This window comes from Tardibacter chloracetimidivorans (genome assembly GCF_001890385.1).
Classification (GTDB): domain Bacteria; phylum Pseudomonadota; class Alphaproteobacteria; order Sphingomonadales; family Sphingomonadaceae; genus Tardibacter; species Tardibacter chloracetimidivorans.
Genome location: NZ_CP018221.1, coordinates 1,295,336 through 1,315,542, shown reverse-complemented (window position 1 = coordinate 1,315,542; position 20,207 = coordinate 1,295,336). Strand labels below are relative to the sequence as shown.

At 63.4% G+C, this 20,207-nt stretch carries 27 protein-coding genes and 1 tRNA gene; 22 read left to right on the top strand and 6 right to left on the bottom strand.

The annotated features are described in order from the left end of the window. Positions 1-6: 6 nt before the first annotated feature. The 5 genes from rbfA (at position 7) to BSL82_RS06820 (ending at position 5,436) form a co-directional block, all read left to right on the top strand. Positions 7-405: a 30S ribosome-binding factor RbfA gene (gene rbfA, locus BSL82_RS06840; protein ID WP_072596609.1), complete on the top strand. Its 399-nt coding sequence runs from the start codon at positions 7-9 to the stop codon at positions 403-405. A gap of 52 nt (positions 406-457) precedes the next feature. After that, complete coding sequence (truB, locus tag BSL82_RS06835; protein ID WP_072596608.1) at positions 458-1,348, top strand: tRNA pseudouridine(55) synthase TruB; 891 nt, start codon at positions 458-460, stop codon at positions 1,346-1,348. A 17-nt stretch (positions 1,349-1,365) separates the two neighbouring features. Further along, the gene (rpsO, locus tag BSL82_RS06830; RefSeq protein WP_072596607.1) at positions 1,366-1,635 is read left to right on the top strand and encodes a 30S ribosomal protein S15; all 270 of its coding nucleotides are present in this window, start codon (positions 1,366-1,368) and stop codon (positions 1,633-1,635) included. Positions 1,636-1,754: 119 nt separating this feature from the next. Further along, positions 1,755-4,097 carry a polyribonucleotide nucleotidyltransferase gene (gene pnp, locus BSL82_RS06825; protein WP_072598649.1) on the top strand — a complete coding sequence of 781 codons (2,343 nt, stop codon included), beginning with the start codon at positions 1,755-1,757 and terminating at the stop codon, positions 4,095-4,097. 73 nt (positions 4,098-4,170) lie between these two features. Further along, on the top strand, positions 4,171-5,436 hold the full coding sequence (locus BSL82_RS06820; protein ID WP_072596606.1) for a CDP-glycerol glycerophosphotransferase family protein: 1,266 nt from the start codon (positions 4,171-4,173) through the stop codon (positions 5,434-5,436). Positions 5,437-5,600: 164 nt separating this feature from the next. Here the strand turns inward: BSL82_RS06820 and BSL82_RS06815 are convergent, their stop codons facing one another. Continuing rightward, the gene (locus BSL82_RS06815; protein WP_072598648.1) at positions 5,601-6,014 is read right to left on the bottom strand and encodes a DUF983 domain-containing protein; all 414 of its coding nucleotides are present in this window, start codon (positions 6,012-6,014) and stop codon (positions 5,601-5,603) included. Between the two features lie 93 nt (positions 6,015-6,107). On the opposite strand from BSL82_RS06815, the gene BSL82_RS06810 reads away from it, so the two are divergent. From BSL82_RS06810 to BSL82_RS06770, 9 genes are all read left to right on the top strand, one after another. Next, the gene (locus tag BSL82_RS06810) at positions 6,108-6,746 is read left to right on the top strand and encodes a TetR/AcrR family transcriptional regulator (protein WP_072596605.1); all 639 of its coding nucleotides are present in this window, start codon (positions 6,108-6,110) and stop codon (positions 6,744-6,746) included. Then, entirely contained in the window at positions 6,743-7,225 is a 483-nt protein-coding gene (locus BSL82_RS06805; RefSeq protein ID WP_072596604.1) for a VOC family protein, read from the top strand. Before BSL82_RS06810 ends, BSL82_RS06805 begins: the two co-directional genes overlap by 4 nt. 32 nt (positions 7,226-7,257) lie before the next feature. After that, positions 7,258-7,626: a DUF1428 domain-containing protein gene (locus BSL82_RS06800; RefSeq protein ID WP_072596603.1), complete on the top strand. Its 369-nt coding sequence runs from the start codon at positions 7,258-7,260 to the stop codon at positions 7,624-7,626. A 3-nt stretch (positions 7,627-7,629) separates the two neighbouring features. Then, a complete protein-coding gene (locus BSL82_RS06795; RefSeq protein WP_072596602.1) occupies positions 7,630-8,118 on the top strand; it encodes a VOC family protein in 489 nt (162 codons plus the stop codon). Continuing rightward, a complete protein-coding gene (locus BSL82_RS06790) occupies positions 8,115-8,573 on the top strand; it encodes an SRPBCC family protein (protein WP_072596601.1) in 459 nt (152 codons plus the stop codon). Before BSL82_RS06795 ends, BSL82_RS06790 begins: the two co-directional genes overlap by 4 nt. Before the next feature lie 107 nt (positions 8,574-8,680). Next, positions 8,681-8,757 (top strand) — tRNA-Pro (locus tag BSL82_RS06785). 99 nt (positions 8,758-8,856) lie between these two features. Continuing rightward, complete coding sequence (locus BSL82_RS06780; protein ID WP_072596600.1) at positions 8,857-9,393, top strand: glycoside hydrolase family 108 protein; 537 nt, start codon at positions 8,857-8,859, stop codon at positions 9,391-9,393. A 13-nt stretch (positions 9,394-9,406) separates the two neighbouring features. After that, positions 9,407-9,820, top strand: a complete 414-nt coding sequence (locus BSL82_RS06775) for a holin family protein (protein ID WP_072596599.1) — start codon at positions 9,407-9,409, stop codon at positions 9,818-9,820. Positions 9,821-9,880: 60 nt separating this feature from the next. Further along, entirely contained in the window at positions 9,881-10,159 is a 279-nt protein-coding gene (locus BSL82_RS06770) for a hypothetical protein (RefSeq protein WP_083579083.1), read from the top strand. A 10-nt stretch (positions 10,160-10,169) separates the two neighbouring features. Here BSL82_RS06770 and BSL82_RS06765 read toward each other — a convergent pair whose 3' ends face one another. Genes BSL82_RS06765 through argC form a run of 3 tightly spaced genes read right to left on the bottom strand, consistent with a single transcriptional unit; the run spans position 10,170 to position 12,302 of the window. After that, the gene (locus tag BSL82_RS06765; protein ID WP_072596598.1) at positions 10,170-10,718 is read right to left on the bottom strand and encodes a gamma carbonic anhydrase family protein; all 549 of its coding nucleotides are present in this window, start codon (positions 10,716-10,718) and stop codon (positions 10,170-10,172) included. Next, positions 10,715-11,248, bottom strand: coding sequence for a GNAT family N-acetyltransferase (locus tag BSL82_RS06760; protein WP_072596597.1), 534 nt, complete (start codon positions 11,246-11,248; stop codon positions 10,715-10,717). The genes BSL82_RS06765 and BSL82_RS06760 overlap by 4 nt, the downstream gene beginning before the upstream one ends. A 13-nt stretch (positions 11,249-11,261) precedes the next feature. Then, positions 11,262-12,302, bottom strand: a complete 1,041-nt coding sequence (gene argC / locus BSL82_RS06755) for an N-acetyl-gamma-glutamyl-phosphate reductase (protein WP_072596596.1) — start codon at positions 12,300-12,302, stop codon at positions 11,262-11,264. A 148-nt stretch (positions 12,303-12,450) separates the two neighbouring features. Here argC and mddA point away from each other — a divergent pair, with 148 nt between their 5' ends. Next, positions 12,451-13,221 (top strand): methanethiol S-methyltransferase, encoded by a 771-nt coding sequence (gene mddA / locus BSL82_RS06750; protein WP_072596595.1) that lies wholly within the window; start codon positions 12,451-12,453, stop codon positions 13,219-13,221. Here the strand turns inward: mddA and hemB are convergent. Next, the gene (gene hemB, locus BSL82_RS06745; RefSeq protein ID WP_072596594.1) at positions 13,181-14,173 is read right to left on the bottom strand and encodes a porphobilinogen synthase; all 993 of its coding nucleotides are present in this window, start codon (positions 14,171-14,173) and stop codon (positions 13,181-13,183) included. The two genes, mddA and hemB, sit on opposite strands and share 41 nt — an antisense overlap. 112 nt (positions 14,174-14,285) lie before the next feature. Here hemB and BSL82_RS06740 point away from each other — a divergent pair, with 112 nt between their 5' ends. The 7 genes from BSL82_RS06740 to BSL82_RS06715 are packed head-to-tail and all read left to right on the top strand — an operon-like array spanning position 14,286 to position 19,037. Next, on the top strand, positions 14,286-15,005 hold the full coding sequence (locus tag BSL82_RS06740) for a heme ABC transporter permease (RefSeq protein WP_072598646.1): 720 nt from the start codon (positions 14,286-14,288) through the stop codon (positions 15,003-15,005). After that, on the top strand, positions 15,002-15,133 hold the full coding sequence (locus BSL82_RS20425) for a heme exporter protein CcmD (RefSeq protein WP_158010733.1): 132 nt from the start codon (positions 15,002-15,004) through the stop codon (positions 15,131-15,133). Before BSL82_RS06740 ends, BSL82_RS20425 begins: the two co-directional genes overlap by 4 nt. Then, the gene (ccmE, locus tag BSL82_RS06735; protein ID WP_072596593.1) at positions 15,130-15,561 is read left to right on the top strand and encodes a cytochrome c maturation protein CcmE; all 432 of its coding nucleotides are present in this window, start codon (positions 15,130-15,132) and stop codon (positions 15,559-15,561) included. The genes BSL82_RS20425 and ccmE overlap by 4 nt, the downstream gene beginning before the upstream one ends. Next, complete coding sequence (locus BSL82_RS06730; RefSeq protein WP_072596592.1) at positions 15,558-17,468, top strand: heme lyase CcmF/NrfE family subunit; 1,911 nt, start codon at positions 15,558-15,560, stop codon at positions 17,466-17,468. The genes ccmE and BSL82_RS06730 overlap by 4 nt, the downstream gene beginning before the upstream one ends. Then, a complete protein-coding gene (locus tag BSL82_RS06725) occupies positions 17,465-17,998 on the top strand; it encodes a DsbE family thiol:disulfide interchange protein (protein ID WP_072596591.1) in 534 nt (177 codons plus the stop codon). The genes BSL82_RS06730 and BSL82_RS06725 overlap by 4 nt, the downstream gene beginning before the upstream one ends. Beyond that, complete coding sequence (locus tag BSL82_RS06720) at positions 17,995-18,405, top strand: cytochrome c-type biogenesis protein (RefSeq protein ID WP_083579082.1); 411 nt, start codon at positions 17,995-17,997, stop codon at positions 18,403-18,405. The genes BSL82_RS06725 and BSL82_RS06720 overlap by 4 nt, the downstream gene beginning before the upstream one ends. Beyond that, complete coding sequence (locus BSL82_RS06715) at positions 18,402-19,037, top strand: tetratricopeptide repeat protein (RefSeq protein WP_072596590.1); 636 nt, start codon at positions 18,402-18,404, stop codon at positions 19,035-19,037. Before BSL82_RS06720 ends, BSL82_RS06715 begins: the two co-directional genes overlap by 4 nt. On the opposite strand, the gene ald is transcribed toward BSL82_RS06715, so the two are convergent. Beyond that, a complete protein-coding gene (gene ald / locus BSL82_RS06710) occupies positions 19,034-20,134 on the bottom strand; it encodes an alanine dehydrogenase (protein ID WP_072596589.1) in 1,101 nt (366 codons plus the stop codon). The genes BSL82_RS06715 and ald overlap by 4 nt on opposite strands. Between the last annotated feature and the right edge of the window lie 73 nt (positions 20,135-20,207).

Below are 20,207 nucleotides of genomic sequence, written 5' to 3'. Positions count from 1 at the left end.
GGGGCGATGCGCCACAGCCATGAAGAAGAAGGCCGGTCGGTTCGCCTGCTGCGGGTGGGCGAGCAGGTGCGCCACGCCCTGTCGGACATATTGACGCGGGGCGAGGTGCATGACGACACGCTTGCCAGCCATATGGTGTCCGTCACCGAAGTCCGCATGTCGCCGGACCTGCGCCACGCCACCGTCTTCGTGAAGCCGCTGCTCGGCAAGGACGAGGAAGCGGTGCTGAAGGCGCTGAGGACCAACACCGCCTATCTCCAGCGCGAAGTGGCGCATCGGGTGAAGGTGAAATACGCGGCGAAGCTCAAGTTCTTGGCGGATGAAAGCTTCGACGAAGGCACGCATATCGATACGCTTCTCAGAAACCCGCGCGTGGCCCGCGATCTGGGTGAGGGGGAGGGCTGAGGCCCGCCGCCGGGTGCGCCCGGCTTCCATTCAGGGACGTTGAACGCCGGGCATGAACGGATGGATCATCCTCGACAAGCCCATCGGGATCAGCTCCTCGCAGGCGGTGGGCGCGGTAAAGCGCATCCTGCGCCAGAACGACTATGGCCGTCTGAAGCTGGGGCATGGCGGGACGCTCGATCCGCTTGCGACGGGCGTTCTGCCGATCGCCCTGGGCGAGGCGACGAAGCTGACCGGCCGGCTGCTGAACGGCGACAAATCCTATGATTTCACCATAGGCTTCGGAGCGGAGACGGATACGCTGGACGCCGAGGGACGCATCGTCGCGGCATCGGACGTCCGCCCCACCCTGGCCGATGTGGAAGCAGTTCTGCCGCGCTTCACCGGGCCGATCGAGCAGATGCCGCCCGCCTTTTCGGCACTGAAGGTGGATGGCCGCCGCGCCTATGACCTCGCGCGGGCGGGGGAGTCGGTGGCGTTGGAGGCGCGGACCATTTCCATATATGATCTTTCCGTTCGTCCCGAGCGAACGGGCCGATTGGACGCAATCACCCTCTCGGTCCGTTGCTCCAAGGGCACCTATGTTCGCAGCCTGGCGCGCGACATTGCACATGCGCTTGGCGCGGTTGGCCATGTGACGATGCTGCGGCGTACAGGGGCAGGGCCGTTCACCCTGGAAGGGGCGATTCCGCTGGACAGGCTGGAGGAAATCGGGCAAGGCCGCGCGCTTGAACAGATACTCTTGCCGATGATGGCAGGGCTGGACGACATCCCGGCTCTTGCCCTCAGTCCCGATCAGGCAGGGCGGCTCCGCAAGGGGCAGCAGTTGGTCGGGATCGCTGCAAACCATGGCCTTCATGTCGCGACCGACGGATCTGTTCCGGTCGCACTGGTGGAGGTTTCCGGGCACGGGGTCCGGGTGGTTCGCGGCTTCAACCTTTGAGATTTAAGGAGTGAACGATGTCGGTGACCGCTGAACGTAAATCCGAAATCATTTCCGACAATGCCCGCGCCGAGGGTGACACCGGCAGCCCCGAGGTCCAGGTCGCGATCCTGACCGAGCGCATCGTCAATCTGACCGAGCATTTCAAGACCCACGCGAAGGACAATCACTCGCGCCGCGGCCTGCTGATGCTGGTCAACAAGCGCCGCAGCCTGCTTGATTATCTCAAGCGCAAGGATGCGAACCGCTACAACGAACTTATCGCGAAGCTGGGTCTTCGCAAGTAATGCGGACGGCCCCCGAAAGGGGGCCGTTTTGCATCCGGGGCAGAGTGCGGTGCGCCTGCCCTGTCTGAAGGAAAGCTGGCGGCGATAGGGCTGCCGGCATGGAAAAGGCAGCTAGCCAGATGTTTGATATACAAAGCCAGGAAGTGATGTGGGGCGGCAGGAAGCTGACCCTGGAGACGGGCCGCATTGCCCGTCAGGCCGACGGTGCGGTTATCGCCACCTATGGTGAAACCGTGGTGCTTTGCGCCGTAACCGCCGCCAAGAGCGTGAAGGAAGGGCAGGATTTCTTCCCCCTTACCGTTCATTATCAGGAAAAATATTCGGCCGCCGGGCGCATTCCGGGCGGCTTTTTCAAGCGCGAACGTGGCGCGACCGAAAAGGAAACGCTGGTTTCGCGGCTGATCGACCGGCCGGTGCGTCCGCTGTTTCCGGAAGGTTTCTACAACGAGATCAACGTCATCGCCCAGGTGCTGAGCTATGACGGCGAATGCGAGCCCGACATGGTGGCGATGGTGGCGGCTTCCGCCGCTCTCACCCTGTCCGGCGTGCCCTTCATGGGGCCGATCGCAGCGGCGCGGGTCGGCTATGTCGACGGCGATTATGTGCTGAACCCGACCAACGACCAGGTGAAGGAAGGCGATCTCGATCTGGTCGTCGCCGGCACGCACGACGCCGTGATGATGGTCGAATCCGAAGCCAATGAGCTGTCGGAAGAGGTGATGCTGGGCGCCGTGATGTTCGCCCATCGCGAATGCCAGCCGGTGATCGACGCGATCATCAAGCTTGCCGAAAAGGCCGCCAAGGAGCCGTGGGAAATGGCTCCCCAGGCCGATCTGTCGGCCGCCAAGAAGAAGCTTGAGAAGCTGATCGGCAAGGACATCGCCGCCGCCTACAAGCTGACCAACAAGTCGGCGCGGTCCGATGCACTGAACGCGGCGCGCGCCAAGGCCAAGGAGGCGTTCGCCTCTGAAAGCCCGCAGGACCAGATGGCCGCAATGAAGCTGGTCAAGAAGCTGGAAGCCGAAATCGTCCGCACCGCCATTCTGAAGGACGGCAGGCGGATCGACGGGCGCAACACCACGCAGATCCGTCCGATCGACGCGGTGGTGCAGTTCCTGCCCCGCACGCATGGCTCGGCCGTGTTCACGCGCGGCGAGACGCAGGCGATCTGCACCACCACGCTTGGCACGAAGGACGCCGAGCAGATGATCGACGGCCTTAACGGCCTATCATATGAGCGCTTCCTGCTGCACTACAACTTCCCGCCCTATTCGGTGGGCGAGGTCGGCCGCTTCGGCGCGCCGGGCCGCCGCGAAGTGGGCCATGGCAAGCTTGCGTGGCGCGCGCTGCGCCCGGTGCTGCCGACGGCAGAGGAGTTCCCCTACACGATCCGCGTGCTGTCGGACATCACCGAGTCCAACGGCTCCTCGTCCATGGCGACGGTGTGCGGCGGCTCGCTGTCGATGATGGACGCGGGCGTTCCGCTGAAGCGTCCGGTGTCGGGCATCGCCATGGGCCTTATCCTTGAAGGCAAGGACTATGCCGTCATCTCCGACATCCTTGGCGACGAGGATCACCTCGGCGACATGGACTTCAAGGTTGCAGGCACCGAGGTGGGCATCACCTCGCTCCAGATGGACATCAAGATCGCCGGTATCACCGAAGAGATCATGAAGGTCGCCCTGGCGCAGGCGAACGAGGGCCGCGCACACATCCTCGGCGAGATGAGCAAGGCGCTTGCGGGCACCCGTCAGGAAATGTCGGCGCATGCGCCGCGCATCGAGACGATGCAGATCCCCAAGGACAAGATCCGCGAAGTGATCGGCACCGGAGGCAAGGTGATCCGCGAGATCGTCGCCACCACAGGCGCGAAAGTGGATATCGACGACGAAGGCCTGATCAAGATCTCGTCGTCCGACCTGACGCAGATCGAAGCCGCCCGTAACTGGATTCACGGCATCGTCGCCGAGCCGGAAGTGGGCGCGGTCTACACGGGCAAGGTCGTGTCGATGGTCGATTTCGGCGCATTCGTGAACTTCATGGGTGCGCGTGACGGCCTCGTCCACATCTCCGAAATCAAGAACGAGCGCGTCGCCAAGGTTTCCGAAGTCCTCACCGAAGGGCAGGAAGTAAAGGTGAAGGTGCTTGGCATCGACGATCGCGGCAAGGTGCGCCTGTCGATGCGCCTCGTCGATCAGGAGACGGGCGAGGAACTGCCCGACACCCGCCCGCCGCGCGAGGAGCGCGAACCGCGCGGGGATCGCGGCGACAGGGGTGATCGCGGCGGCCGTGGCGGTAGCGGTGGCGGGGGACGTGACGGCGATCGTCGTCGCGACCGTGGCGACCGTGATCGTGGCCCGCGCCGCGAGCGTAGCGAGCGCGGCAGCCGTGAGGAAGGCGGCAAGGACGAAGGCCCCGATCCGGAGTTCGCGCCGGCGTTCCTGACGGGCGACAAGGACTGATCCAGGTCAGCCGTTCAATCGGATAGGAAAGGGAGGCTTCGGCCTCCCTTTTTTGTTTAGAGGCAGGAGGCCGATGTTCTTCCAGCATCAGGCGCAGCATTTCCAGTGGAAACTCTATACAAAAGTCAGCAATGATCATAAGCGCCGGGCCGGTTGGAAAGGCGGGAGTTACGTGGCGAGGAATCAACCCGGCATCGGGCGGGCAAGCGCAGCGAAGAAGACCGTTGGATTCCTTCTTTTAGGAGGCATGCATCATATTCTTCACTTGGTGCCAGCCGCCGCATCATTATCCTCCGGTATCGAAGCTTTAGTATTCGTCACGTCGGAGGAGGAAGCGTCGGCCTGTCGGAGCCTTTTGTCCAAACTAGGCAAAGCCAACGTTCAGGTTATTACGCTTAAGCTACCTTCGTGGCTAGGATTTGTTGGGAAACTAAACGCGAAATGGGCCGATCTAAAGGTGCCCATCCTGCTCAGTCACAGGAAGCGCTTCCGATCTTTGTCTGCCCTCGTCGTGGCAGAGCGAACCTCGACGTTATTGAAACGAATTCCTGGTCCTAAACCCTTTTTAATTCATATTCCCCATGGCGCTGGCGATAGAGCGAAAGGTTTCGAACCGCGTATCAAGCTATTTGATCATGTCATCGTGGCAGGCGAAAAAGATAAAGACCGAATGATCAAGGAGGGGGTCGTCACTGCTTCCACATGCAGCGTGTCGGGCTATATCAAGGCCGCTGCGGTTCACAAAATCAGTCCGAATTTACCCAAGCTCTTCGATAACAATCGAGACACTGTGATTTACAACCCTCATTTCGACGAAAAACTGTCTTCATGGTGGAAATATGGAAAAGATATTATTTCCTACTTTAAATCTCAAGATAAGTTCAATTTGATTTTCGCTCCACACATTCGGATCGTGGAACGTCTTTCGAGAGAAGACATATGTTTCATAAGATCGTTGTCCGAAGACGAAAACATATTGGCTGATCTAACAAGTGATCGTTTATTTGACATGACGTATACGCGATCTGCTGATATATATGTAGGCGACGTAAGTAGCCAGGTTTACGAATTTATTTACGAGCCGAGGCCATGTGTTTTCATTTTACCTGAAAGAGTCGACTATCGGCAAAGCCCTGACTACGCACATTGCAGGTTCGGGGATGTAACATTCACACCAACCGATTTTTTCCACGCATTGGAGATCAGCAAGCAGAAGCACTCTGCCTACAAAGATGCGCAACAGAAGGGCGCGCGTGAAGCCCTGGGGGAGATTTCGACCGCAAGCCTGGACCGCGCAGCAGCAATAATTACTGATTTGGTGTGCAAATCGACGCACTGACACGGAAATCGAAAATCACGGCTCGCGCGTGAGTGGTTTGGATTCCATGCTGGCAGCCAACTCAGGAGCCGAAGCCACAGGGCTTCTACAGAAAGCATTGCCATGATGTGCCGCAGGGATTGAAGTTCCGTCTTCTACCCTGGCCCACCCCGCAACCATCACGCCTAATCGCTCCGGTGGGTCCCGGCTTTCGGCGCGCCAAAGCCGTGCATGTATTTCGCCCATTGCAGGCCGATCACGGCGCCCTTCACAGGCTGGAGCAGCAGCAGCGCCAGAATGGCCGTAAGCGAAGGCCATAGCACCATCTGGAAGGTCGCGGACGGCGCGACCCAGCGGTTCACCTCCACCACCAGCGGCACGATCAGATGGCCGAGAAAGAGTATCACCAGATAGGCGGGCAGGTCGTCTGCCCGCTGGTGCGTCCAGTCCTGCCCGCAGGCCGGGCATGCATCGACCGGCTTCAGATAGCGCGCGAACAGCCTTGCCTCGCCGCAACTAGGGCAGCGGGATTTCAGTCCCAGCAACATCGCCCGGCGTGTGTCCCGGGCGTCGGCGGTAAAGCTGTGAAGATCGGTCATGGCGCCGTCATAACAGCAGCCCAGCCTCGCTGCATGGCCTTTCATCGCCATCAGCTCTTTACAGCCATACCGACCAGTTGGTATGGTCCGGCCATGTCGAGTCGTGAAGCCACAGCCAAAAGCGGGAACGCCCGCATCCGCCTGCTGGACGTGGCGCTGCGCGTGATCCGCGAAAAGGGCTATCACGCCACCACGGTGGACGAGCTTTGCGCCGCTGCCGGCGTCACCAAGGGCGCGTTCTTCCATCATTTCAAAAGCAAGGAGGATGTGGCGGTTCAGGCTGCGCGGCATTGGTCTGAGGTCACCGGCGCGCTGTTCGCGTCCGCACCATATCACCGGCACCGCGATCCGCTGGATCGGGTCATGGCCTATCTGGATTTTCGCCGCGAGCTGGTGGCGGGAGAGGTGGCGGAGTTCACATGTCTGGTGGGGACAATGGCGCAGGAGACCTTCCTCACCAACCCCGCGATCCGCGACGCCTGCTTTGAAAGCATCTCCGGCCATGCTGAAACGCTGGAGGCCGATCTCGCCGAGGCGATCGAGGCCCGCGGCCTCGCAACCGAAATGGATGCAAAGAGTCTGGCACTCCACACGCAGGCGGTGCTGCAAGGCGCGTTCATTCTCGCCAAGGGCAAGGACGATGCCGCCATTGCGATCGACAGCATCGCCCATTTGCGCCGCTATTTCGAACTGCTGTTCAACACCCGGCCAAGCAAGGAGAAGAGGCAATGACGACCGAGAATGCACAGCTGCCGGAAGGCGGCTTCCCGCTTGCTCCGCACATCGTCTGCTCGGGCGCAGCGGATGCGATAGAGTTCTACAAGAAGGCGTTCGGCGCAACCGAGATGATGCGGATCCCCGGTCCCGACGGCCGGTTGATGCACGGCGCGGTGCTGATCAACGGCGCAATGGTGATGCTGGTCGATGAAATGCCGGAACATGGCACCTTGTCGCCGAAAAAGCTGGGCGGAACTCCCGTGGTGATCCACCTGACGGTGCCTGATGTCGACGCCTTCGTCGATAAGGCCGTGACGGCGGGCGCGGAGCTGAAGATGCCGCCACAGGACATGTTCTGGGGCGATCGTTACGGGCAGGTCGAAGACCCGTTCGGACACCTCTGGTCGATCGCGACGCCGCTGCGCGGCCCGATGAGCGAGGAGGAACTGAAGGCGGCGGCGCAGGACGCCATGTGCGGCGCGCAGCCGCAGTGAAGTATGGCAGACCTTAGCGAAGGAGAGAACCGATGGCTTATGTGGACGGATTCGTCATTCCGGTGCCCGCCGACAAGAAGGAAGATTATCGCAAAGTCGCAGAAGCGGCCGCGCCGGTCTTCCTCGATCATGGTGCGCTGCATGTGGTGGAGTGCTGGGGTGACGATCTCCCCAAGGGCAAGGAGACCGATTTCTTCATGGCCGTGAAGGCGAAGGAGGACGAAAATGTCGTCTTCTCCTGGATCATCTGGCCGTCGAAGGAAGCGCGGGACGCAGGCAACAAGGCGGCGATGGCGGACCCGCGTCTGGCGAACATGGGACCGGATTCCATGCCCTTTGACGGCAAGCGCATGTTCTATGGCGGCTTTGTTCCGATCGTCGACCGGTCGAAGGAGGGCTGATCCATGGCTGTCATCGGCACCTGCCTCTGGTTCAACGACCAGGCGGAAGAAGCGGCCCGGTTCTACACCGGCATTTTCCCCAACTCATCGGTTGGGGACACAAGCTATTATCCCGAAGGAACGCCCGCGCCTTTCCCGCCCGGTTCGGTGATGATCGTCGAGTTCACGCTGGACGGCAGGCCGTTCATGGGGCTGAACGGCGGGCCGCAATTCCCCTTTTCCGAGGCGATCTCCATGACGGTCGATTGCGCGGATCAGGCGGAAATAGACCATTATTGGGACGCTCTGCTGGCCGATGGCGGCCAGCCCGGCCCGTGCGGGTGGCTGAAGGACCGCTTCGGCGTTTCGTGGCAGGTCTTCCCGCGCGCGCTCATTCAGATGCACAAGACCGGCACGCCCGAGCAGGCCAACCGCGCGACGGCGGCGATGATGAAGATGAGCAAGCTTGATGTGGCGACGCTGGAAGCAGCCTTTGCAGGAGAGAATGAATGACCGACGCCGCCAACGGATATGAGCTTTCCGTCACCCGCTACATCGCGGCTCCGCCGGCGAAGGTGTGGCGCGCCTTCACGGAAAGGCTGGAGGACTGGTGGTGTCCAAAGCCGTGGACGTCCAAAATCATTGAGTTCGACCTGCGCCCCGGCGGGCGAAGCTGCATCGAGATGCGCGGTCCGGAAGGGCAGGTCCACGCCGAAGAAGGCGTCATTCTTGAGGCGATCCCGGAACGCAAGGTCGTGTTCACAGACGCCTTCGCCAAGGGCTGGATACCGAAGAAGCCCTTCATCCTCGGTGTTTTCAGCTTCGAGCCCGAAGGCGAAGGCACGCGCTACCGGGGGATCGCCCGGCATTGGGACGAAGCGGCCATGAAGCAGCATCAGGAAATGGGCTTTGAACAGGGCTGGAGCGCCGTCGCCGATCAGCTCGCAGAGGTTGCGGAGAATATCTGAAGCCGGACAAGCGGCGGCGCTTCGCGGAAAAACGCCGTCGCTCACGTCATTTCCCCTGATCCGGCTTGCCAAGCCGGGTGGGGGGCTCTATGTCCGCCCGCCTAGGTCGGGGCGTAGCGCAGCCTGGTAGCGCATCAGACTGGGGGTCTGGGGGTCGCAGGTTCGAATCCTGTCGCCCCGACCATTTTCTCCCCCAACGCCAATTGTCATCCGCAAAAAATCCTGCTGTCCTACATATAACCTTATTGGTTATTTCGCTTCCGTCATATGAATGGAGGCGGTTATGAATGTGGATGCGCTCCTGGACCGGCTGCTGGCGAAGGAAGGTGGCTTTGTCGATCATCCCGCCGATCGCGGAGGTCCGACGAACTGGGGAATCACCAGCGCCGTCGCGCGCGGCGAAGGCTTCATGGGCGACATGGCCGATCTGCCGCAAAGTCTCGCGCGGTCGATCTACCGGCGGCGCTACTGGGAGACGCCCGGCTTCCATCAGGTGGCGGAAATCGCGGCGGCGGTGGCCGAGGAGCTTTTCGACACCGGCGTCAACATGAGCCCGGCCGTTGCCGTGGGCTTTCTGCAACGTGCGCTCAATGCGCTCAACCGCAACGGGCGCGACTGGGCCGATCTTGCGGTGGACCGCAGCATCGGTCCGGCGACGCTCGGCGCATTGCGGGCGCTGCTGCGGGTGCGGGGACAGGCGGGCGCGTGCGTGCTGGTGCGCGCGATGAATGCGCTTCAGGGCGCGCGCTACATCGAACTCAGCGAGGCGAGGCCCACCAATGAAGCCTTCGCCTATGGCTGGCTGGACAAGCGGATCTGAGGAGGGCTGCGGAATGGGCATAATCGAAGGCGTCATCGGCCCGCTCGGCAAGCTGATCGACCGGGTCATTCCCGATCCAGAGGCGCGAGACAGGGCCAAGCTGGAACTGATAAGGCTGGAAGGCAGCCAGGAAATGGAGGCGCTGAAAACGCAGCTTTCTGCGATAGTTGCGGAGGCGCAGTCGTCCGATGCGTGGACAAGCCGGGCGCGTCCCAGCTTTCTCTACGTCATGTACGCGCTGCTGCTGTGGGCCATCCCGATGGGGCTGATCGCAGCGGCGCAGCCGGAGACGGCGGAGGCCATCGGCAGGGGCATGACCGCCTATCTGAACGGCCTTCCCGAACCGCTCTATGCGCTCTTCGGAACAGGGTATCTGGGCTATACCGCGGCGCGGCAATGGGGCAAGGCCAAGGGAACCGACCGCTAAGGCGTGCGTTTCCTGCCCCGATTGCCCGCAAACTGGCGGGCAGCAATCGAGGGTGAAGAAATGAATTATATGGCCAAGTTCATCGCTATCGCGGGCTTTGCGGCTCTCACCGCATGTGGAGGAGCAGACACCCCGGCCGAAAATGTCGAGGAGCAGGCGGACGTGCAGGCCGACGCCATCGAAAACCAGGCCGATATGGTCGATGATCAAGCGGACATGGCCGCCAATGAAATGGGGGAGGACGCCCTTGAAAATCAGGCCGACGCGCTTGAAAATCGCGCGGATGCAGTGCGCGAATCCGGCGAGGCACGGTCGGACGCCATGGAAGAGGCCCGCTGACGTATAGCCTCTAGGCGGGCGTCGGTTTCTTGGCGTTCAATGCAGCCATGTGGGCGCGGGCATTATCGACATAATGCTTCGCGCCCATGCGCTGGTTGACGATCTGCTCGACGGTGAGGTCCCGCACATATTTCGCGGGCCTGCCCGCCCAAAGCTGACCCGACGGAATGCGTTTTCCGGGGCTCAGCAGTCCGCCTGCGGCCAGCATGCCGTCCGGCTCGATCTCGCAGCCGTCCATCACGATTGCGCCCAGCCCTACAAACGCATGGTTGTGAAGCTTGCACCCGTGGATCATCGCCAGATGCCCGATCAGCACATCGTCGCCGATCTCGGTGCCGTGCAGCCTGGTCGTGACATGGATGACGCTGCCGTCCTGAATGTTGGTGCGGTCCCCGATCGTGATGAAGTTCACGTCCCCGCGCACGACGCAATTATACCAGATGCTGGTTTCCTCGCCGATCCTGACGTCGCCGATGATGCGGCAGCCGGGCGCGATGAACGCGCTGCCCGCGATCGAAGGCGTTACTCCGCCAAAGGGCAGGATAGTGACATCGGTCATGCCGGATACTCCAGAACATAGGTGACATGGGGCCTGAGCGGACTGTCCGCAGGCACGGCGGGGTGATCGAAATCCATGTCGGGCAGCCGCTTCATGCCAAGCCTTTCCATCAACCCACGGGATCGGACATTGGCGACGGTGGTGATCGCATGGATCGCGTCGCAGGCAAGATTGGCCCAGCCCCATGCGATGCTCGCCTCGGCGGCTTCGCGCGCATAGCCCGCGCCCCATGCATCGGAACGAAGCCGCCAGCCGATCTCGACGCAAGTCGCGATGGGCGTGTCGGGCGGACCGTGCTTCAGGCCGCACAGGCCAAGCAACGCGCTGTCCTGCTGGCGTTCCAGCGCCCAGAAACAATGGCCGTTCTGCTCCTGAAGTGCGATCATACGGTCGATGAACATGTCGCTCTGCGCGCGACTTTGCAGCGGCCCGAGAAATTCCATCACCTTGGGATCGCGGCCCATCCGGTGCATCGGCTCGCGGTCCACGTCACGCCAGGGGCGAAGCAGGAGGCGTGCCGTCTCGATCATGTGAACCTAGGCCTCACGGGAACAGGGGCGCGGCTTCCAGCCCCAGCGTTTCGCCAAGCCCCATCATGAGGTTCATGTTCTGGACGGCCTGACCCGATGAACCCTTCACCAGATTGTCGATTGCAGCGATCACCAGCGCCCGCCTGGGGTTGCGGTCGGCAAAGACGTTGACGACGGCATGGTTGGAGCCGCGCACCATCCGCGTTGCAGGCGCAACGCCTTCCGGCAGCAGATGGACGAAGGGTTCCTCGTCATAGCGCTGGGCCAGCAGCTCGCGCAGCGTCGCCAGGCTCGCGCCTTCCGCCAGATCGACCGTGGCCGTCACCAGTTCTCCCCGGTTCATCGGCACGAGGTGCGGCGTGAAGCCGACCCGCACCGGATGACCGGCATATCGCGTGATTTCCTGCTCGATTTCCGGCATGTGGCGGTGCTTGCCGATACCATATGGATGGACGGCCTCGGCAACCTCCGGGAAGAGATTGGCCTCTTTCAGGCTGCGCCCCGCACCCGACACCCCCGACATGGCGAAGACGGAGATGGTGGACGCGTCCACCGCATGTCCTTCCACCAGCGGCAGCAGCGCCAGCAGCGCGGCTGTGGGATAGCAGCCGGGGCAGGCGGCGATCCGGGCGGTGGGCAGCAGGCCGCGCGCATATTCGGTAAGGCCATAGACCGCTTCGGTCAGCAGCGCGGGCGCGGGATGGGCATTGCCATACCATTCCGCATAGACGGCGGGGTCGGTCAGCCGGAAATCGGCCGAAAGATCGACGATCCTCGGGCCTTCCACCTTCGACAGCAATTCGGCGGAGGCGGCATGCGGCAGGCAACCGAACACCACGTCGATGGTGGAAAAGTCGATCTCTTCCGGCTTCACCAGAGTCGGCAGCTTATAGGGCGCGAAATGCGGCCAGATCGCCTGCATGGACTGGCCCGCCTTCGCGTTCGCGGCAAGCGCTGCGATCTCGACGCGGGGATGGGTAAGCGCCAGGCGAACGAGATCGGCCCCGGTATAGCCCGAAGCGCCAAGTACGGCGATGCGAATACGGTCTGTCATGCGCCCGCGTTAAGGCAAAGGGGGCCGAGTCGCAATTGATCGGGACATCGGCTGCCGTCTTTCCCCGGCGGACACGGGCGTTATTGGCCAAAATGAGGCATCCGTGCTAAGCCGCTCCTCGCAGCAAAGGCTGACGGAGGATTGCGATATGGCACGCGTGCTATTCGTGGTTTTCGGTGGCTTGGCGTATCTGATCTTTTTCGCGACATTCCTGTACCTGATCGCCTTTGTGGGCGATCTTCCGGGCGTTCCTCGAACGGTGGACCACGGGCCTGCGGGCGACAGGATCACTGCCTTCATCGTCGATTTGGGGCTGATCGGCCTCTTTGGCCTTCAGCATACGATCATGGCGCGACAGGGCTTCAAGCGCGGCTGGACTGCTATCGTGCCGAAGCCGGTGGAACGAAGCGTCTATGTGCTGTTCGCCAGCATTGCGCTTTTGATTCTGTTCGCATTCTGGAGGCCGATCCCGCAGCCGGTGTGGGCGGTCGAAAATCCGCTGGCGGTGAGCGTCATCTGGGGGCTGTTCGCGCTCGGCTGGCTGATCGTGCTTTCGAGCACCTTCCTCATCAACCACTTCGAGCTGTTCGGGCTGAAACAGGTGTATCAGAACCTGCGGGGCGCAGCACCGTCTCCGCCCAGGTTCCGCCAGCCGTTCTTCTACCGGCTGGTCCGGCATCCGCTATATGCCGGTTTCATCATCGCCTTCTGGGCGACGCCGGAAATGACGCTGGGGCACCTGCTGTTTTCGGTCGGGATGACGATCTACATATTGATCGCCATTCCCTATGAAGAGCGGGATCTGGTCGGCGCTCTCGGCGATGATTACGCGTCCTATCGCGGCAGGGTGGGGATGCTGTTCCCCCGGCTGCGGCGAGCTAGCCCATCAACTCCGCCGCTCGAGGCGCGTGATAGCTGAGCACGCCTGAACAGCCCGCGCGCTTGAAGGCGGTCAGCGTTTCGAGGATGGCGGCGTCGCGGTCCAGCACACCGGCCGCGACCGCCGCCTCGATCATCGCATATTCGCCCGACACCTGATAGGCGAAGACCGGCACCTCGAACCGCTGTTTCACCAGGCGGATGATATCGAGATAGGGCAGCCCCGGCTTCACCATCACGCTGTCGGCCCCCTCGGCGAGGTCGAGCGCAACTTCGCGCAGCGCTTCCTCGGCGTTGGCCGGGTCCATCTGATAGGTTTTCTTGTCGCCTTTCAGAAGCCCGCCGGAGCCGACCGCGTCGCGGAACGGGCCATAAAAGGCAGAGGCGTATTTGGCTGAATAAGCCATGATCTGCACATTGATGCGGCCAGCCTGTTCCAGCGCCTGCCGGATGCGGCCGACGCGCCCGTCCATCATGTCCGACGGAGCGACGATGTCCGCGCCCGCTTCGGCCTGCACCAGCGCCTGGCCGACCAGCACCTCCATCGTCGCATCGTTCAGCACATAGCCGTGCTCGTCCACCAATCCGTCATGGCCGTGGGCGGTATAGGGATCGAGCGCCACATCGGTGAGCACGCCGATGTCGGGCGCTGCGTCCTTAATCGACTTTATCGCCCTGCACATGAGATTGTCCGGGTTCAGCGCTTCGCGTCCGTCATCGGTGCGGAGTTCGCGCGGCGTATTGGGGAAAAGCGCAAGGCATGGAATGCCGAGGTCGCGGGCGCGGCGTGCGGCCTCGCCCAGCAGGTCGACGGAGAGCCGCTCCACCCCCGGCAGGCTGCCAACGGGTTCGCGCGCGCTCATTCCATCAGTGACGAACAGCGGCCAGATGAGATCTGACGGGGTCAGCACGGTTTCGCGGTAAAGATCGCGGCTCCATGCCGAAGCGCGTGTGCGGCGCAGGCGAAGTGCTGGGTAGGCGGCGTGAGTCATGAGGTAGTTCTAGAACATTGCAAAGCCGAACGTCATGCTGAAACGAGTTCAGGGCGACGAAGCGCGCGAAGACCCCTCGCGCTTCTCGCCGCCCGGTGCTAGATGCGCGGCCGTGCACCGTTTCGCCAATCCAGCGCGCTTTTTGAAGCTGGCGCGCCCGTTGACCCCCGCCTGCATCCTTGCCGGGCTGCTGCTTGCCGCCATCGGCATTTATGGCGGGCTGTTCCTGACCCCGCCCGATTATCTTCAGGGCGAGAGCGTTCGGATCATCTATGTGCATGTGCCCGCCGCCTGGCTCGGCATGGCGGGATATGGATTTATCGCGGCCGCAAGCGCCGTCTATCTGGTCTGGCGGCATCCGCTGGCGGATGTGGCGGCGCGGGCGGCGGCACCGATAGGGGCGCTCTACACCGCGATCTGTCTCGTCACCGGCTCCATCTGGGGGCGTCCCACATGGGGCACATGGTGGGAATGGGACGGGCGGCTCACCTCCATGCTGGTGCTGCTGTTCCTCTATCTGGGCTATATCGCGCTTGCGGGCGCTGGGGACGACCGGGAGCGGGCGGCAAAGACATCGGCCATTCTCGCGCTTGCGGGCGCGGTGAACCTGCCGATCATCCGCTATTCGGTGGTCTGGTGGAACACGCTGCACCAGGGCAGCAGCATCACGCTATCGGGCAGCAGCATTGATTCTTCGATCCTGTGGCCGCTGCCGCTGACCGCGCTTGGCTTTTCGCTGCTGTTCGCAGCCTTCGTGCTGATGCGGATGCGCGCCGATCTTGCCCGGACGCGGGTGGAAGCGCGGATGCGCCGACTTGCCGAGGCGGCATGAACCACTGGCCGTTCATCATCGCCGCTTATGCGATCACCATCGGCGGAACCGGCGCTGTGGGTCTCTGGTGCTGGCTTGCAATGCGCGCGGCAGAGCGCGCGTCAGACCGGCTGAGAGACCGCAAATGAAGCCCAAGCACCAGCGCCTCGTCCTGCTGCTGCTGGCCGTGGCTGCGATTATCGGCGCGGCGCTGCTCGCGCTGTCGGCCTTGCAGGAGCAGGCGACCTATTTCTATTCGCCCAGCGATGTCGCGAGCCAGGGCGTGGAGCCGGGCCGCGCGATCCGCCTGGGCGGAATGGTGGCGCACGGGTCGATCGGCAAGGAAGCGGACGGAGTCACCTACAGCTTTGTCGTGACCGATGGCGCGCGGACGGTGCCTGTCGTGTTCAAGGGGGTTCCGCCCGACCTCTTCAAGGAAGATTCCGGAGTCGTCGCCGAGGGCAGTTTTGACCGGCAGGGCGTGTTCGTTGCCGACAATCTGCTCGCCAAGCATGACGAGCGCTACATGCCGCCCGAAGTCGCGGGCGCGATGCACAAGGCAAAGACGCTGGAATGATCGCGGAGCTTGGCCTTGCCGCGCTGTGGCTTGCCGCGGCGGTGTCGCTGCTGCAACTCACGGTGCCTTCGCTCGGCCTGTGGCGGGACGACGAGCGGCTGTGGCGGTTCGCGCGTCCGGCGGGCGTGGTGCAGGCGCTGCTCGGCCTTTTGTCCTTTGTCTGCCTGATCCGGCTTTTCGCAGTCACCGACCTGTCGGTGCGGCTGGTGGCGATGAACAGCCACCCGGACAAGCCCTTCCTCTACAAGATTTCCGGCACCTGGGGGAATCACGAAGGGTCGATGCTGCTGTGGGTGGCGGTGCTGGCGCTTGCGGGCGGGGCGATTGCGGCGCTGGAACGGCGGGTGGGCGCGCGCATGGTTGCGGCCACGCTGGCGGCGCAGGCGGCGATCAGCCTTGGCTTTTATGCCTTTCTGCTGTTCGCCTCCAATCCGTTCACGCGGCTGGACCCGCCTGCCGAAACGGGGGCCGGACTCAATCCGCTGCTGCAAGACCCCGGCCTCGCCTTTCATCCACCGACGCTCTACATCGGCTATGTCGGGCTTTCGGTCGCCTTTTCCTATGCGATCGCCGCGATGGCGCTACGCGAGGTGGGGCCTGCCTTCGCGCGCGCGATGCGGCCCTGGGTGCTCGGCGCGTGGAGCATATTGACCGTCGGCATCGTCGCCGGAAGCTATTGGGCCTATTATGAGCTTGGCTGGGGCGGCTACTGGTTCTGGGACCCGGTGGAAAACGCCTCGCTGATGCCGTGGCTGGCGGCAACGGCGCTGCTCCATTCGGTGACTGTGCTCGCCACCCGCGACGCGCTGCGCGCCTGGACGGTTATGCTGGGCGTGGTCGCCTTTTCCATGTCGATGGTGGGCACCTTTCTGGTGCGCTCGGGCATCCTGACCAGTGTCCATGCCTTTGCGGTGGACCCGAGACGCGGCAGCTTCATCCTTGCGCTGCTCGTCATCTATATCGGCGCTGCGCTGGCGCTGTTCGCCTTCAGGGCGGGGACGGTGAGGGAAGGCGCGCCTTTCGCGCCGGTCAGCCGCGAGGGCGGGCTGGTCATCAACAACCTGATCCTGTCGGCGATCCTCGGCGTGGTCTTTGTCGGCACGCTCTATCCGCTGGCGGCGGAGGCGATGTCGGGAGTTACGCTATCGGTCGGGCCGCCTTATTTCAACGCCACGGCCGCACCGCTGGGCGTGCTGCTCGCAGGTCTTGTGGCGGCGGGGCCGCTGCTTCAGTGGCGCAAGGCTGATCCCCGCCGGGTCGTGCGGCGGCTCGCGGTTCCGGCATTGCTGGCGGGCGTCGCGACGCTTGCCATTGTCGCAATCTGGCAGGCGCGCGGCGTGCTCATCACGCTTGCGTTCGCAGTCGGCATCTTCACCGCCGTTGCAAGCTTTCTGCCCCTGTTCGGACGCAGCCTGAAGCGCACTCCGTTTCACATCTGGGGGATGGTCCTGTCGCACCTCGGTGTCGCGGTCGCCATTTTGGGCATGGCGTCGAACGCGGCATTCACCAAAGAGGCGCTGGTCGCGGCCAGACCCGGCGACAGCATCACGCTGGGCGGTTTCAACATCGCCTTTGACGGGGTGGAGCCGGTGGCCGGGCCGAACTGGACCGCAATACAGGGCAATTTCACGGCCGTTCGCGGCGATGGCGCGCCTTACCGGCTGCACCCGCAGGCCCGCACCTTCACATCGCCGATGACCGAGACGACCGAGGCGGCGATCCGCACCTTGTGGAACGGGCAGCTTTATGCGGTGCTCGGCAAGGCGGACGCCGAGGGCCGCTGGCAGGTCCATATCTGGTGGAAGCCGTTCGTCACGCTGATCTGGCTCGGCGGGCTGATGGTCGCCGCCGGCGGCCTTGTCGCGCTTGGCGGGCGGCTGCGGCGCGAGCGGAGATATGCGCGATGACAAGGTTGCGCCTCGCCTTGTGGATACCCCTGCTGGTGTTCCTCGTCTTTGTCGGCGTGGTGCTGTTCGGCCTGGGGCGCTCGCCCGAGGTGGTGGTTCAATCGAAGATGGTCGGAAAACCTGTGCCGCAGTTCGACCTGTCCGGAGAAATCGCAGGCAGGCCTGGCCTCGACGCCGGCGATCTGAAAACCGGACGTCCCGTGCTGGTCAATGTCTTTGCAAGCTGGTGCATTCCCTGCGTGGCGGAAGCGCCGCAGCTTCTGGCAATGAAGCGTCAGGGCGCGGTCATTCACGCCATTGCGATCCGCGACACCGGAGAGGCGGTGACGGGCTTTCTCGAGCGGCACGGCGACCCCTTCGCAAGGATCGGCTTTGACCCCGAGAGCCGGGTGCAGATGGCGTTCGGCTCGGGCGGGGTGCCCGAGACCTTCGTGGTCGATGGCAAGGGCGTGATCCGCTATCAGCATATCGGCGAGATCAGGCCGGAGCATGTGCCGATGCTGATCGCCGAACTGGAGAAGGCGCGGTGAGGGCGCTGCTGCTGGCGCTGGTCCTGCTGGTGGGCGCGTCGCCCGTGCTTGCGCAATCATCCCTGCCGCCCGCCGCCTATGCCAACCGGCCACTGCCCGATGCGGCGCAGGAGGAACAGGCGCAGGCGCTGATGCATACGCTGCGCTGCCTTGTCTGCCAGAATCAGACCATCGCCGATTCTAACGCCGAGATGGCGGGCGACATGCGGGCGCTGGTGCGCGAACGCATCGCCGCCGGGGAGGAGCCCGAAGCGGTGCGCCGGTGGCTGATCGAGCGCTATGGCGACTGGGTCAGCTATCGCCCGCCGCTGGGGCCGTCGACCTGGCTGCTCTGGGGCGCGCCGCTGCTGTTCCTGCTCGTGGGCGCGGTGATGATCGTCCGTTACTATCGCCGGGGGCGGCGATGAGCCTCTGGCCCGCGATCGCGCTCGTCCTGCTTGTGGCCATCGCCATATTGTGGCGCTTCGCAAAGCCTTCCGGGCCTCTGGCGCTTGGCGTGGCGGCAGGGCTTGCGGCCGGACTGGCTGGTTATGTCATACAGGGCCGGCCGGACCTTCCCTCGCACCCGGTCGAGCCGCGCGCTGAGGCCTATCGCGGCGACACCAGCTTTGCCAAGCAGCGCGGCGCGCTGCTGGAAAATCTGGGCGACGTCGGCGCATGGCTCAACTTCGCCGATGCGCTCCAGCGGGCGGGAATGACCGAACGCGCGGTCGAAGCGATGAAGGTCGCCACCAAGGCCTTTCCTGAAAGTCCGGACCTGTGGGTGGGGCTTGGCAACGCGCTGGCCGTGCACGGTGACGGCTTCGTCTCCCCGGCCGCGCGGCTAGCCTTTGCGCGCGCGGCCGAGATCGCGCCTGATCATCCAGCGCCGCTTTATTTCCTGGGCATGGCCTGGCTGCAATCGGGGCAGCCGGGAGAGGCGCTTGCGACATGGCGTGAACTGCGGGAGAAATCTCCCCCGGATGCCCCATGGCTCCCAGACCTCGACCGCAAGATCGAAGCTGCCGAGACCATGCAAAAAATGGGCGTGGGTGGCTAAGCCGGCTCGAACGGCATTCCAAGCGCTTCGGCCACTGCCTCGTGGCGTATCTTTCCCGCGCTGACGTTCAGCCCGCTCGCAAGATGCGGGTCGGCCGCCATTGCGGCCTCTGGCCCAAGCTTTGCCAGCTTCATCACAAAGGGCAGCGTCGCATTGTTCAGCGCGAAGGTGGATGTGCGGGCGACCGCGCCCGGCATATTGGCCACGCAATAGTGGATCACGCCTTCCTCGGTGAACACCGGATCGTCGTGTGTGGTCGCGCGTGACGTCTCGAAGCAGCCGCCCTGGTCGATCGCTATATCCACCACCACCGATCCGCGCTTCATCGTCTTCAGCATGTCGCGGGTGACCAGTTTGGGGGCGGCCGCGCCCGGCACCAGAACCGCGCCGATCACCAGATGCGCCCGCGACACGGCCGCGGCGATGGCGGCGCGGCTCGCATAGGCGGTCTTGATCTGGCTGCCGAACATGGTGTCCAGCTCGGCCAGCCGGGCATTGCTGATGTCGTATACCGTTACATCCGCCCGCAGCCCCACCGCCATTTGCGCCGCGTTCATCCCGGCGACTCCACCGCCCAGAATTGCGATGCGGGCAGGCGCGACGCCGGGCACGCCGCCGATCAATATGCCGCGTCCGCCCTGTTCCTTTTCCAGATAATGCGCGCCGACCTGAATCGACATGCGCCCGGCCACCTCGGACATGGGCTTCAGCAGCGGCAGGCCGCCGCGCGGGTCCGTCACGGTCTCATAGGCGATGCAGGTGGCGCCGGATCGGACCAACCCTTCGGCCTGTGCCCTGTCGGCGGCGAGATGCAGGTAGGTGAACAGCGTGTGGCGCGGCTCCAGCAGCGCGATTTCCCCGGGCTGCGGCTCCTTCACCTTCACGATCATGTCGGCGGCAGCGAATACCTCGCCCGCGCTGTCCACGATGCGCGCGCCGGCATCCCGATATTCGTCGTCGTCAAAGTCGATGCCGCACCCGGCTTCGCTTTCGACCACCAGCTGATGACCGGCGGCGATCAGTTCGGCGACCGAGGAAGGAGTCAGCCCGACGCGATATTCGTGATTCTTGATCTCTTTCGGGACACCTATTCGCACCCGCGACCTCCGGCATGATGTCGTCACCACCTTTATACGTCCAAGGCTCCGAAAAGTCCCGAAAACTCCCCGA